Origin of the sequence: Roseibium porphyridii (genome assembly GCF_026191725.2) — a bacterium.
In the GTDB taxonomy this organism is placed as follows: Bacteria; Pseudomonadota; Alphaproteobacteria; order Rhizobiales; family Stappiaceae; genus Roseibium; species Roseibium porphyridii.
Genome location: NZ_CP120863.1, coordinates 3128830 through 3142774, shown reverse-complemented (window position 1 = coordinate 3142774; position 13945 = coordinate 3128830). Strand labels below are relative to the sequence as shown.

11 protein-coding genes are annotated in these 13945 nt (G+C 57.0%); 5 read left to right on the top strand and 6 right to left on the bottom strand.

Annotated features, from left to right (window positions below; genetic code table 11):
* The first annotated feature begins 124 nt into the window (after positions 1 to 124).
* Genes K1718_RS14690 through K1718_RS14670 form a run of 5 tightly spaced genes read left to right on the top strand, consistent with a single transcriptional unit; the run spans position 125 to position 5604 of the window.
* On the top strand, positions 125 to 2023 hold the full coding sequence (locus K1718_RS14690) for a peptidylprolyl isomerase (RefSeq protein ID WP_265681913.1): 1899 nt from the start codon (positions 125 to 127) through the stop codon (positions 2021 to 2023).
* Positions 2024 to 2049: 26 nt separating this feature from the next.
* Positions 2050 to 3063 (top strand): anthranilate phosphoribosyltransferase, encoded by a 1014-nt coding sequence (gene trpD / locus K1718_RS14685; RefSeq protein WP_152501634.1) that lies wholly within the window; start codon positions 2050 to 2052, stop codon positions 3061 to 3063.
* A gap of 3 nt (positions 3064 to 3066) precedes the next feature.
* Positions 3067 to 3879 (top strand): indole-3-glycerol phosphate synthase TrpC, encoded by an 813-nt coding sequence (gene trpC / locus K1718_RS14680; RefSeq protein ID WP_265681916.1) that lies wholly within the window; start codon positions 3067 to 3069, stop codon positions 3877 to 3879.
* Between the two features lie 7 nt (positions 3880 to 3886).
* The gene (moaC, locus tag K1718_RS14675; protein ID WP_265681917.1) at positions 3887 to 4399 is read left to right on the top strand and encodes a cyclic pyranopterin monophosphate synthase MoaC; all 513 of its coding nucleotides are present in this window, start codon (positions 3887 to 3889) and stop codon (positions 4397 to 4399) included.
* Complete coding sequence (locus K1718_RS14670; protein ID WP_265681918.1) at positions 4399 to 5604, top strand: molybdopterin molybdotransferase MoeA; 1206 nt, start codon at positions 4399 to 4401, stop codon at positions 5602 to 5604. Before moaC ends, K1718_RS14670 begins: the two co-directional genes overlap by 1 nt.
* 9 nt (positions 5605 to 5613) lie before the next feature.
* Here K1718_RS14670 and K1718_RS14665 read toward each other — a convergent pair whose 3' ends face one another.
* The 6 genes from K1718_RS14665 to K1718_RS14640 all read right to left on the bottom strand — a co-directional run bounded on the left by K1718_RS14665 (position 5614) and on the right by K1718_RS14640 (position 13807).
* Complete coding sequence (locus tag K1718_RS14665; RefSeq protein WP_265681919.1) at positions 5614 to 6948, bottom strand: HlyD family type I secretion periplasmic adaptor subunit; 1335 nt, start codon at positions 6946 to 6948, stop codon at positions 5614 to 5616.
* Between the two features lie 3 nt (positions 6949 to 6951).
* The gene (locus K1718_RS14660) at positions 6952 to 8700 is read right to left on the bottom strand and encodes a type I secretion system permease/ATPase (RefSeq protein ID WP_265681921.1); all 1749 of its coding nucleotides are present in this window, start codon (positions 8698 to 8700) and stop codon (positions 6952 to 6954) included.
* Between the two features lie 310 nt (positions 8701 to 9010).
* On the bottom strand, positions 9011 to 9811 hold the full coding sequence (locus tag K1718_RS14655; RefSeq protein WP_265681923.1) for an FAD binding domain-containing protein: 801 nt from the start codon (positions 9809 to 9811) through the stop codon (positions 9011 to 9013).
* Positions 9812 to 9894: 83 nt separating this feature from the next.
* Complete coding sequence (locus tag K1718_RS14650; RefSeq protein ID WP_152501627.1) at positions 9895 to 12255, bottom strand: xanthine dehydrogenase family protein molybdopterin-binding subunit; 2361 nt, start codon at positions 12253 to 12255, stop codon at positions 9895 to 9897.
* Between the two features lie 219 nt (positions 12256 to 12474).
* The gene (locus K1718_RS14645; protein WP_152501626.1) at positions 12475 to 12966 is read right to left on the bottom strand and encodes a (2Fe-2S)-binding protein; all 492 of its coding nucleotides are present in this window, start codon (positions 12964 to 12966) and stop codon (positions 12475 to 12477) included.
* A gap of 124 nt (positions 12967 to 13090) precedes the next feature.
* Positions 13091 to 13807 (bottom strand): SRPBCC family protein, encoded by a 717-nt coding sequence (locus K1718_RS14640; RefSeq protein WP_335343002.1) that lies wholly within the window; start codon positions 13805 to 13807, stop codon positions 13091 to 13093.
* Positions 13808 to 13945 lie beyond the last annotated feature (138 nt).

The window sequence follows — 13945 nt, the reverse complement described above, 5'->3', positions numbered from 1 at the left end:
AGTTACGCGTCACCGCCTTGCGGCGGCGACATGACCTCATTATGATCCGCCCGCTCCGGCTGAAGCCGGTCCCATAATCAGCCTGCTGTTCGGCTGCTGGAATGACAAGAATACGGGAGACGTCATGCTCGACGCGCTGCGCAAGGGCGCTGGCACATGGATTGCCAAAATATTCATCGCCTTGCTGATCTTTAGCTTCGCCATCTGGGGTGTAACCGACTTCTTGCAGGGCTTCGGCCAAAACACTGCGGCAAGAGTTGGTGACACGGAAGTCTCCCTCCTCGATTTCGATCGCACATACCGTCAGGATCTCAACCGTTTCGGTCAACAGCTTGGCCGTCCGCTGACACCCAGCGAGGGAGCTGCACTTGGCATCCCGCAGCAGTCTCTCGGCAGGTTGGTCGCGGAAGCTGCGATGAACAATGCAGCGAATGAATTGAAGTTGAGCGTATCGGACGAGCGCCTGGCGACAATCATTCAGTCTGATCCGGCGTTCCAAAGCTCAAGCGGACGCTATGATCGCACCCGATTGCAACAAGTGCTTCAAAGCAACGGGTATACAGAAGACGAATATGTCGTCCAGCGCCGTCATATTGCGGAACGCAGCCAACTCGCCGAAGGCATCGCTGGAAGCATGAAGGCACCAGTTGCCTACCTGGAGGCGTTGAACGCTTACCAGAGCGAAAGCCGCAACGCTGAGTATCTTTTGATCACGGCCGACTATATCGGAGAGATTGAGGACCCCGCTGACGGGGATCTCTCAACCTACTTTGAAGACAACAAGGCGAATTTCAAAGCACCGGAATATCGTGAAATCAAGATGCTCGAACTGACCCCCGAGGCTCTTTCCAGACCGGGCGACATTGTCGAAGAAGATGCTCTTGCCGAGTATGAGCGCCGGAAAGAAGACTTTTCGCAGCCCGAACGCCGACGGGTGAGGCAAATGTCGTTCCCTTCTCAGGAAGCAGCTGAGGAAGCAGCAGCTGAACTGCAAGGCGGCAAGACCTTTGACGATCTCATGACTGAGCGCAATCTGACGAACAACGATGTTTCCCTTGGTGAAATGGCCAGAGCTGACTTTCTGGACGAAACGCTCGGCGATACTGCCTTTTCTCTTGCAGAAGGAGAAACGAGTGGCGCAGTCGACGGTCGGTTCTCGACAGTTGTGCTGAACGTTGAAGAAATTCTGCCGGAAGACGTGCAGCCCTTCGAAGAAGTTCGTGACACCATTGTCACAGAGCTGGCATCAGAACAGGCTGAGCGTGAAATTCTGGACCTCCTAGATGAAATCGAAGATGCCCGCGCAGGTGGCGCACTGCTAGACGAAGTCGGAGAGCGTTTCTCGCTTCAGGTGAAGTCTCCTGAAGCCTTCGATGCCAGTGGCCTGTCCATGTCACGTTCAACAGTGGAGTTGACCGAAACTGACGGCCTCGTGTCCGGTGCATTCGACAGTGACATCGGCATTGAAAACGACGTCATCCAGCTCGGAAACCAGGGTTTCCTTTGGTACGAAGTCACAAAGGTTATTCCTGCGCGCGATAGAACGCTTGATGAAGTCCGAGAAGACGCCATTGCCAGCTGGAAACGGGATGAGATGGCAAAGCGGCTTGGTGAAGCTGCCGATGCGTCTCTCGCGAAGGCTGAAAGCGGAACACCTCTGGCAAACCTTGCCACGGAAATGGGGCTTGAGGTCAAGACAGCAGATGACCTCAGACGAAACAACCCGTTGGGAGATCTGGGGCAGGAAGCAATCACGGCTGTGTTCAATGGACCAGAAGGAAGTGCTGCAACCACAGCTTCGGCGGATGGCAATAGCCGGGTGGTCTTGAAAGTCACGGCAACGTCTCGCCCGGAGCTTGAGGCCGATTCACCGGAAGCTGCAGCACTCGGTTCTCAGCTGTCGCAGCAGATCCAGGAAACGCTGTTAGGTCAGTTCATCTCCGATCAGGAAAGAAAGTCGGGCGTTGAAATCAACAATGTCGGAATTTCCCAGGTGATCGGACTGACGCAGCAGCAGCACTGACTTTCGGCACTGGCGGATTTGACGACATGACCAATTTCAAGGACATCATCGCAAGTGTGGCTGACGGCGAAACACTGAGCCCAAAAGACGCACGCGAGGCCTTTGAAGTCATCCTCTCCGGATCCGCCACACCTTCCCAATTGGGTGGTTTCCTGATGGCACTCCGCGTACGCGGTGAAAGCATTGCCGAAGTTACAGGTGCGGTTGCGACGATGCGCGCCAAGATGCTGCCCGTCAATGCGCCAGACAATGCCATAGATATCGTTGGCACAGGTGGTGACAGTTCCGGAAGTTACAACATCTCAACGTGCACGGCGATTGTTGTGGCCGGTTGCGGCGTGCCGGTTGCCAAGCACGGGAACCGGTCCCTTTCCTCCAAGTCCGGTGCTGCCGAAGCGCTTTCAGAACTCGGCGTGAATATCGACATTGCGCCTGAACAGATCTCAGAGTGCATTCGCAAGGCTGGCATAGGCTTCATGTTCGCGCCGCTTCATCATGCAGCGATGAAACATGTGGGTCCTACCCGCATGGAACTTGGAACAAGAACGATCTTCAACTTGCTTGGTCCTTTGTCGAACCCCGCGGGCGTCAATCGCCAAATGGTCGGTGTATTTGCGCACAAATGGGTTGAACCTGTCGCACAGTCCCTGAACGAACTCGGCTCGGAAAAGGCATGGGTCGTTCACGGCTCGGACGGGATGGACGAGATCACCACCACCGGCAAGACGTTTGTCAGTGAACTCAAGGCGGGAAGTGTCCGGTCTTTTGAGATTTCTCCGGAAGATGCAGGTTTGCCAATCGCAAGAATGGAAGATCTCAAAGGTGGTCTGCCAGCCGAAAATGCCAGGGCTCTACGCGAGGTGCTGGCGGGTGCAAAAAATGCATATCGCGACATAGTTCTTTTTAATGCTGCTGCCTCCCTGATAGTTGCTGACAAGGTCGATGATCTCAAACAGGGTGCCGATATGGCAGCAGAATCCATCGACAGCGGCACAGCGGCAGACACACTTGAAAAGCTGGTTGCTGCTTCAAACGGGTAAATCATGGCCGATATCCTGCAAAAAATTGAAGCCTACAAACGCGAAGAAATCGCAGCAGCCAAGGCCCATGTCTCCCTGGCTGACCTGAAGGCACGCTGCGCTGACATCGAGGCCCCACGGGGCTTTTTGAAGGCGATCGAAACCAAGCACTCGGCTGGCGACTATGCCCTGATTGCAGAAATAAAGAAGGCCAGTCCCTCTAAGGGTCTCATTCGCGCCGACTTTGATCCGCCAGCACTTGCGAAAGCATATGAAGACGGCGGGGCAGCCTGCCTGTCGGTTCTGACTGACACCCCGTCATTTCAGGGAAAACCGGAATTCTTGACTGCTGCGCGCTCGGCTGTTTCCCTGCCCGCGTTGCGCAAGGACTTTTTGTACGACACCTACCAGGTCCATGAAGCCCGGGCCTGGGGCGGTGACTGTATCCTAGTCATTCTGGCGTCGGTCGATGACGAAACGGCAAAAGCGCTCGAAGACACAGCATTCGAACTTGGCATGGATGTTCTTCTTGAAGTGCACAATGCCGAGGAGTTGGAACGAGCGCTCAAGCTTACCTCTCGTCTGGTCGGTATCAACAACCGAAACCTTAAGACTTTCGAAACAAAACTTGAAACCAGCGAGGCTCTGGCACCACAGGTGCCGGACGACCGGATCGTGGTTGGCGAATCCGGGTTGTTCACTTCTGATGATCTCGCCCGAATGAACAAGGTCGCGATTTCAACTTTCCTGATCGGCGAAAGCCTGATGCGCCAGGATGATGTGACCCAAGCGACAAAAGACCTCCTCCAACGTTCACCCCTGTCAAAAGCGGTTTGATCCGGCCATGAGCAGTCACGACCCGAAACTGACGCACCTGGACGAGGCCGGTGCAGCCAACATGGTGGATGTCTCGACCAAGGAAAGCACCCACAGAATTGCCGTGGCGCGCGGAAGCGTGACCATGCGCGCCGAAACGCTCGCACTCATTCGATCTGGCAATGCCAAAAAAGGTGATGTGATCGGCACAGCGCGTGTTGCCGGGATCATGGCTGCGAAAAAAACCCACGAACTCGTGCCGCTTTGTCATCCCCTGATGTTGTCCAAAGTTGCTGTTGATATCGAAGTCGATGAAGAACTGCCCGGTCTTCTTGTGACAGCGACAACAAAAGTCAGCGGACAAACCGGCGTCGAGATGGAAGCTCTGACCGCTTGCTCGGTTACCTGCCTGACCATTTACGACATGGCCAAGGCAGTCGACCGGGGAATGGTTATTGGAAATATCAGATTGGTGGAAAAGGCCGGTGGCAAGTCGGGTCATTGGACGCTGGAAGAAGACGGCAGCGAAGGTGGCACCTGATGAGCCTCATGCCCGTCTCGGAGGCCCTTGAAAACCTGCTCGAAGGCGTCGAACCAAGAGAAACTGTTCAGGTAGCACTCGATCAGGCCAACGGTCGTTTTCTTGCCGAACCTCTTGTCTCCACGCGAAACCAGCCCCCTTTTGCCGCATCCGCCATGGATGGATACGCCATCCGTCACAGTGACCTCTCCAGTGATAAGACCGTCCTTGAGGTGATTGGGGAAGCGCCCGCTGGACACGGTTTCACCGGAAATGTGCAGAGCGGCCAGGCCGTGCGGATTTTTACCGGTGCACCGGTTCCCGAAGGAACCGACACCATTCTCATTCAGGAAAATGCGGAAAGAACAGGCAACAGAATTACTGTGCTTGAACTGCCTCAGAAATCGGCCTTTGTTCGGCCAGCAGGCCTCGATTTTTCCAAGGGTGAGGTCTTGTTGTCTCCTCCTTTGTGCCTCACATACCGGCACCTTGCGCTGGCAGCAGCGATGAACCACGAGCAGGTGCCTGTCATCCGCAAACCCGTCGTTGCGATACTGGCAACAGGTGATGAACTGGTGCGCCCGGGTCAGGATCCTGGCCCGGATCAGATCATCGCTTCAAATCACGCTGGCATCGCCGCACTGGTCGAAGATTGCGGCGGCTCACCCCTTGATCTCGGCATTTCACGAGACGACCCGATTGAACTGGCAACACATGTACGCAGGGCACTGGACGTCAAGGCGGACATTCTTGTCACACTTGGCGGAGCATCGGTTGGGGACCATGATTTGGTTCAGGATGTCCTAGGCCAGGAAGGCATGGATTTGGCCTTCTGGCGCATCGCCATGCGACCAGGAAAACCCTTGATGGCCGGGCGCCTCGGCAAGACAAAGGTCCTCGGGCTCCCGGGCAATCCTGTCTCCAGCCTGGTGTGTGGACTTTTGTTCCTGAAACCGTTGTTGCAGGCCATGCTTGGTCAAAATCCGAACCAAACCAGTCCGCAACAGGCTATACTTGGCGCAGACCTGCCAGAGAATGACCGAAGGCAGGACTATGTCCGCGCAGCTTTGTCTGAAGACGAAAATGGCCGCGCGGTTGCCACACCTTTTTCAAAACAAGACAGTTCCATGTTGAACCTGCTCGCACAATCCGGTGCATTGATTGTCCGGCCGCCGCACGCTTTGGGCGAGACAGCCGGCACAATGGTTCCAATCTTGAAACTCTGAAACGTCGGATCAGCGTTCCCGCATCGCGTGGGCGATCTGGTCTGTAATGGGTTTCACCAGATAGCTCAGCACCGTCCGATCCCCTGTTTGCAGGAAAGTTTCAACCGGCATTCCTGGAACCAGCGTCTGGGTACCGAGCTTATCCAGTTCCTTGTCGTCAATCACCATCCTTGCAACGTAGTAGCTGTTGCCTGTGCGCTCATCCTCTGTCAGGTCAGCAGACACAGTCAGAAGCTCCGCATTCAGCTCGGGCGTGGTTCTCTGGTCAAAGCTCGGAAAGCGTACTCTTGCACTTTGTCCCGGTGCCATTTGGTCAATATCAACAGGGCGAACCTGCGCTTCAACCAGCAACTGATCTTCCCTCGGCACGATCTGCATGACGGTCTCGCCCGGTGCTATCACACCGCCGATTGTATGGACTGACAACTGATGCACAAAGCCGTTGATAGGCGCCATGATTGCAACGCGGGTGAGTTCGTCCTCAGCGGCGATCTTCTGCTCTTCCAGCTGTGCAATGCGCGAACGTACTTCCTGAAGCTGCTCCAGAACCTCGGCACGATAGGATTCCTCAATTTGCAGGATCTGGATGCGGCGCTCACTGATTGATTCCTTAGTTCGCGCGATCTGCGCGATCAGGTCTCCGTATTCGCCTGCAAGACGGGCCTTTTCCCTTCGAAGCGCTGTAACGCGGCTCTTGGAGACGAGTTGCTTGTTCAAAAGCCCGTCAAGGTCCCCGAGTTCCTCATCAATCAGCTCAATTTCAGAATCCTTGGCCGTGACCTGGGCTTGCAAGCCCTGGGTCTGCTTGTTGAATTGCCGGATCTGCTCCTCAAGTTGATTTTTCCTGCCTTCCTTTGAATTTTGCCTTGCCTGTAGAAGCAGCTGCTGTCCGCGCTCAATATCGCCGACCTTGTCCTTGCGATCCTCCGGCCAGTCGATTGTGGTTTTGTCGTCTCGCTCAGCCTCAAGGCGAAGCTCCTGCGCCGTCAATTCCGTCAGCTGTTTGGTGATCACCGCCAGATTGGCGCGGGTAACGGTATCGTCCAGCCTGAGAAGAAGTTCTCCCGCCTCGACCATGTCGCCATCCTTGACCGTGATCTGACGAACAATACCACCCTCACGATGCTGGACCTGTTTGGTATTGCTCTCAACCACAATGGTTCCTGAAGAAACAACGGCGCCGGATATCTCGGTAAAAGTGGCCCAGGCTCCGATGCCCCCCACCACGAAGATCGCAACGAACAAGGCAAACAGCAGATGATTTCGGACTGTTTTGCGCAACATGTCATCCGCATTGCCTGACAGGGCGTTTCCGGTCGCTTGATTGATTTTCTGATTAGCCATTGATCACCGTCCCGGAGCCATACCGGTCTGCACGCGCGGAACCGGTTGCACAACTTGTTTAAGTACGTCTTCCTTGGGGCCGAAGCCGACCATCTTGCCTTCCTTGAGGCACAAAATCTTATCGACCGTCGCGATGGCACTCGGTCGATGCGCGATAACAACCACAATCGAGCCCTTGTCACGCATCGCCTTGATGGCGTTGGTCAAAGCGCCCTCACCTTCTGCGTCGAGATTGGAATTCGGCTCGTCCAGCACCACGAGGAACGGGTTTCCGTAAAGCGCCCGCGCAAGCGCAATGCGTTGTCTTTGTCCGGCAGAAAGCAACCGTCCGCTGCGCCCGATGACGGTGTTGTAGCCTTCTGGCAGGCTCACGATCAGATCATGCACATCTGCCAGTTTGGCTGCTTCGATAATCTTTTCAGACGAAGCCTCGGCACCAAAGCGCGCGATGTTATCTGCGATCGTTCCATCAAAAAGCTGGAGATCCTGCGGCAGATAGCCGATGAAATCGCCTCGTTTCGCGCTCGGCCATTGACCAAGTTCTGAACCGTCGAAGCGGATGACGCCTTTGAGGGATGGCGTCGCCCCGACAAGAGCGCGTGCAAATGTCGATTTGCCCGAACCTGAAGGCCCGATGATTCCAAGTCCGTCACCTGCGGACAGTTCAAGTGAAACATTTTGGACAAACGGCATGGCTTCACCAAACGGGCCGCAGAAGACCTGTTCGGCCGTGAGTTTTTGCGTCGGGATCGGCAAATCCATCTTTTCAGGTTCGTCATCTGCAATCAGCAAGACTTCCCGCAGGCGTTTCAATGCCTGTCTGCTTGCGACAAACCCACGCCATTGAGCAACCGCCTGTTCAATCGGCGACAACGCACGGGACGTCATGATTGAGGCCGCAATCATGACACCTGGGGTGATTTCCTGTTGAATCGCAAGCCAGGCTCCGACACCCAATATCGCAGACTGCAGAACGAACCTAATCGTCTTGATCGCCGTTCCGAAAACACCTGTTCGATCCGCAGCACGGCGCTGTGTCGACAGATATTCGTTGTTCTGATCATCCCATTTCGATGTCAGAGCGCTCTGCATTCCCATCGCTGTGACAACTTCGGAGTTCCGCTGACCGATCTCGACCTCAGCCGACCGCTTTCCAGCCTGACCGGCAGCTTCCTCTGAAGGGCCGCGTGACATAAGCTCGTTCAAGCCAATCAAAATGGTGATGACCAGCGCACCGGCAGCGCCCACGATACCAAGAAGAGGGTGAAACAGAAAAACGATGCCAAGATACAACGGCAGCCAGGGAATATCGAAGATAGCAGCCGGACCCGGACCGGACAGAAATTGTCGAACGGTATCCAAATCTTGAACAGGGCGAAGTTTGGCTGCCTTTTTACCAAGCCTGACAGGCAGTGAATTGGAAACTCTGTAAACAATCCCGCTCAGGCGCGCATCGACCCTTTGGCCTAGACGAGACAGGATACGGCTCCGAACGCCCTCTAGGAGGCCATAAAAGAGGTAGAGCACAATGGCCAGAACCCCGATGACGACGAGCGTCGGGACGGAACCGCTTGCCAGCACCCGGTCATATACCTGAAGCATGAACACCGGCCCGGTGAGCATCAGGATATTTATGACGAAACTAACGATCGCAACGCCCCAGAAGGCGGATTTGACGGGACGAAATGCCTTTGTTACCGGATTGTTCCGGCCAACCACCGCTTTCGCGTTGTTTTGTTTTACGCCCACCATTTAGCCCTCGGAACCGTTGCTTTTGATCAGGAATTCACATTCAAGCACCGTCATGAACCACCTTGCCGACAAGTCTTGCAAGGCAGGACGTAACCACAACCGGATTGCTAGAATCTAAAGCCCTCTTGAGACGAATTATATCTCAACAATATTGGCATCCGGATGGCACGAATAAGGTGTTCCATATCACACAATGTTTTTCGGTTCCGCAAATAAAGCGAAGTTAACTTTCTCTAAAAATTTAAATATTTGTAACTAGGCCCGACTGTATTAAAGCCGGGCCCCGTAAAGTAGTCATAAAACTATTCGTTCACTGTGCTTTTTTTACGGCTTTTTTAGCCATGACGGTCACGAGGTTTGCTCGGTAGTTTGCGGATCCGTGGAGGTCTGAGAGCATATCTCCTGGTTCGGGTGCAATTCCGGCAACTGCGTCCGATGACCAGTTGCCGGCCAGGGCCGCTTCCATGTCGCTCATCCGGAAGACGCCGTTCTGCCCGGCGCCCGTCACCGCCACCTTCACCGATCCGTCTGCGCCCTTGGCCACAAACACGCCCGCCATGGCATAGCGCGAGGCAGGGTTCGGGTATTTGGCATAGGCCGACTTTGCCGCCAGCGGGAAGGCCACCGACACGACCACCTCATCCTCATCCAGCGCCGTATCGAACATGCCGGTGAAGAACTCCCCGGCCGCAATGGTCCGCTTGCTGGTCGTCACCGCCGCACCAAGCCCGAGCAAGGCCGCCGGATAATCCGCCGCCGGGTCGTTGTTGGCAATCGAACCGCCAAGTGTTCCCATGTGACGGACCGCCGGGTCGCCGATGCCTCCGGCAAGGGCCGCAAGACCGGGCAGCTTCTGCCGCACAAGATCCGATGCAGCCACCTCCGCATGGGTCGTTGCCGCCCCGATCACGAGGGTGCCCTCGCCTTCGCAAATGCCCTGCATCTCCGCAATCTTCGTCACGTCAACAAGGTCCGACGGCGCCGCAAGACGCTGCTTCATCGTCGGCAAAAGCGTCTGACCGCCACCCAGGATCTTGCCGTCCTCTGCCGCCGCCATCTTCTCGGCAGCCTCCGACACAGAACCGGCACGGTGATAGGTTGTCTCATACATGTTGGGTCTCCCCCAAATCTCAAGTGTCCAATGACATCAGGTCCAATGCGGGCGGCCACACCGCCCGCGCATCGTCTCAAGTCCTATTCGGCAGCCTGCCTCAGGCCAGCCTGGCACAGCGTCCACACCTTCTCCGGAGAGGCCGGCATCGACAGGGCATTGCTGCCAATCGCATCCGTGATCGCATTGATCACCGCAGGCGGAGACCCGATCGCTCCGGCCTCCCCGCAGCCCTTCATGCCGAGCGGATTGCCGGGGCACGCCGTCACATGGGTCGACAGCTGATAGGACGGAACATCATCCGCACGCGGCATCGTGTAGTCCATGTAGGAGGCCGTCAGAAGCTGACCGCTCTCGTCATAGGCCGCATTCTCAAGCAGCGCCTGGCCAATGCCTTGCGTGATGCCGCCATGCACCTGACCTTCCACGATCATCGGATTGATGATGTTGCCGAAGTCGTCCGCAGCCACAAAGCTCACAACCTCCGTCTGGCCCGTCTCCGGATCCACCTCGACCTCGCACACATAGGTCCCGGCCGGGAAGGTGAAGTTGGTCGGGTCGTAGAACGCCCCCTCCTTCAGCCCCGGCTCCATGCCCTCTGGCAGGTTGTGCGCCGTATAGGCCGCAAGCGCCACCTCCGTGAAGCTCAGCTTCTTGTCCGTCCCGGCCACTTTCAGCTCGCCGCCCTCGATCTGGATGTCCCCTTCCGAGGCCTCCATCAGGTGGGCCGCGATCTTCTTCGCCTTCGCCTCGACCTTGTCCAGCGCCTTCACAACAGCCGACATGCCGACCGCGCCCGAGCGGGACCCGTAGGTGCCCATGCCGAACTGGACCTTGTCCGTATCCCCGTGCACGATCGCAACCGCATCGCTGTCCAGACCGAACCGCTCGCTGATCAGCTGCGCGAAGGTCGTCTCATGGCCCTGGCCATGACTGTGAGAACCGGTCAGAACCTCGACCGTCCCCACCGGGTTCACACGAACCTCGGCAGATTCCCAAAGACCGACACCGGCACCAAGAGACCCGACCGCCGCTGACGGCGCAATCCCGCAGGCTTCGATGTAACAGGACAGGCCGATCCCGCGCAGCTTGCCCCGCGCGGCCGCTTCCGCCTTGCGCGCGGCAAACCCGTCATAATCGGCCGCCTTCAGCGCCGCATCCAGCGTCGCATCATAATCGCCCGCGTCGTAGCACATGATCACCGGCGTCTGGTGCGGAAACGAGCGAATGAAGTTCTTGCGGCGGAACTCTGCCGGCGACAAGCCGACCTCGCGCGCCGCAGTCTCCATGATCCGCTCAAGCAGATAGGTCGCCTCAGGACGTCCGGCACCGCGATAGGCATCCACCGGCGTCGTGTTGGTATAGACCGTTTTCACATTCGCATGGATCGCAGGGATGTCGTATTGCCCCGACAACAGCGTTGCATAGAGATAGGTCGGGACCGACGACGAGAACAGCGACATGTAGGCGCCCAGATTGGCAACCGTCTTCACCCGAAGCCCGATGATCTTGTTGTCCGCATCCAGCGCAAGCTCGGCTTCCGAGCGGTGATCGCGGCCATGGGCATCCGTCAGGAACGCTTCCGTGCGGTCCGATACCCATTTCACAGGCCGGCCGACGCGCTTCGACGCCCAAAGGCACACCATCTCTTCCGGATAGATATAGATCTTCGAGCCGAAGCCGCCGCCCACATCCGGTGCAATCACCCGCAGCTTGTGTTCCGGCGCAATGTTATAGAACGCCGACAGGACCAGACGCGCAACATGCGGGTTCTGGGACGTCGTATAGAGCGTATAATGCTCCTCGGCAGCATCATACCCGGCAAGCGCGGCCCGCGGCTCCATCGCGTTCGGAACAAGGCGGTTGTTGTGGATCTCCATCCGCGTCACATGCGCAGCACGGCCAAACGCCTCATCGGTCGCTCCCGCATCCCCGATCTCCCAGTCGTAGATCAGATTGCCTTCCGCTTCCGGATGGATCTGCGGCGCGCCCGCCTCAAGGGCTGCAAGCGGATCGACAACCGCAGGAAGCTCCTCATAGTCGACAACCACGGCATCGGCAGCATCCCGCGCCTCGGCCTGCGTGTCCGCAATCACGACCGCAACAGCCTGACCGACATGGCGCACAATCTCAGGCTCAAGCGCCCGCCAGCCGCCCATCTTCATCGGCGTGCCGTCCTTGGAATGGATCATCCACCCGCAGATCAGATTGCCAACACCGTCGCCCACAAGCTGATCGCCCGTCAGAACCGCATCAACACCCGGCATCGAAAGAGCCGCACTGGCATCGATCCCCGTGACCTTCGCATGGGCATGCGGCGAGCGCACAAAGGCCGCATAGCCCATGCCCGGCATCGCCATGTCATCCGTATAACGGCCACGGCCCGTGATGAAGCGCTTGTCCTCCTTGCGCAGAGCCCGGGCGCCAATCCCTTCAACTGCCATCGTCTCTCTCCCAAATACTGCTCCGGATCAAAAAAACTCCGGATGGTCTCCTCCGACCGGTCTGCCCGGCCCGTTTCGTCTCAAAGGTCGGCTTCGAACCGCTGCTGCCGGCTCCCTCCGGCAGATCAACTGCGTCCCGCCTGACCCTCATCAGGCCCTTGCGCGAACAACACACGCGCATCAGACCCTTAAATCCGTCATGTCCTTAAAACCGGGCCCTCACTCGGCCGCCTGCGCCATGCCCGCCATCTGGTCGGACGCCGCCTTGATCGCCTTGACGATGTTCTGATAACCGGTGCAACGGCAGATGTTGCCTTCCAGCTCGTGCCGGATCGTTGCCTCATCAAGATTGCCCGCACCGTGACGGTTGATCATGTCAACCGCACTCATGATCATCCCAGGTGTGCAAAATCCGCACTGAAGACCGTGATGCTCCCGGAACGCTGCCTGCACAGGATGAAGCGCATCCGCACTGCCAATCCCCTCAAGCGTCACCACCTCACTGCCATCCGCCTGGGCCGCAAGCATCGTGCAGGACTTCACCGCCTTGCCGTCAACATGCACAACACACGCCCCGCATTGCGACGTGTCACAGCCAACATGCGTTCCCGTCAGCCCCCGAACATCCCGGATCAAAGACACAAGCAACGTCCGGTCCTCGACCTCGGACGAAACGGTCTTCCCGTTCAATACCAAAGATACTTTCGACATAAATCTCTCTCCCTCATGGAACCTCTCGGGCCAAAGCCCAAATAGCCGGTTTAACACCGTGTTCTGTGGGTCCTGACAGCAAACGCCACCAGAACCGGATCATTCCAAATCTGTCGCCAAAGGGTCAACTGGCAAGCGCAAGAACAACAATCAGCGCCCCAAGCAGCAAAAGACCCCACACCATCGGTCCGCCAAACGCATTCCGACCCGCAGCATCCTCCAAATTCTCCTCTGCCTTGTGAAGACCCTCCTCAACCTTGTGCTCCGCCTCGCCAATCGCATGAAGAACCTCGCCCGGCGCCTCCTCAAGCGCGATCCGCTTCGCCTCCTCGGCAACACCTTCATCAAGATCAGCCGCAAGACCCGTATCCGAAGACACCGAAGACACCTCGGACACCGCCGCCGCTGAGCCCCCAACCTGCTCGGTAAACCGGGAGAAAAACTCCTCCGCCATCTTGCGCGCCGTGGAATCAATCAAACGGCTGCCAAGCTGAGCCAACTTGCCGCCAACCTGAGCCTTCGCCTCGTAACTCAAAACCGTCGCATCGCCATCTTCAACCAGACGAATGTCCGCAGACCCCTTGGCAAACCCGGCAACTCCTCCCTTGCCCTCGCCAACAATCGTGTAACTCTCAGGCGCAACAACATTCTCAAACGTAACAGAACCTTTGAACTTCGCCTTGACAGGACCAATCTTCGACGTAACCGACGCCGTCAGCTCATCAGCCGAAACCCGCTCAAGAACTTCACAACCAGGTATGCACAAACGCAAAACATCAGCGTCATTCAACGCAGACCAAACAACCAAACGGGAGGCTGGGATCCTATGAGAACCGCTCATATCCATATGATTTCTCCTCAAGTTATGCGTTGTTACTGCGGTGAGTGCTTATGGAACGTAGCGCGAAGCGACAACGAACCAAGCTTTTGCATTGTTGGTATCAGAGCGTGTTTCACCCAGACTTTCAATCGCTTATGT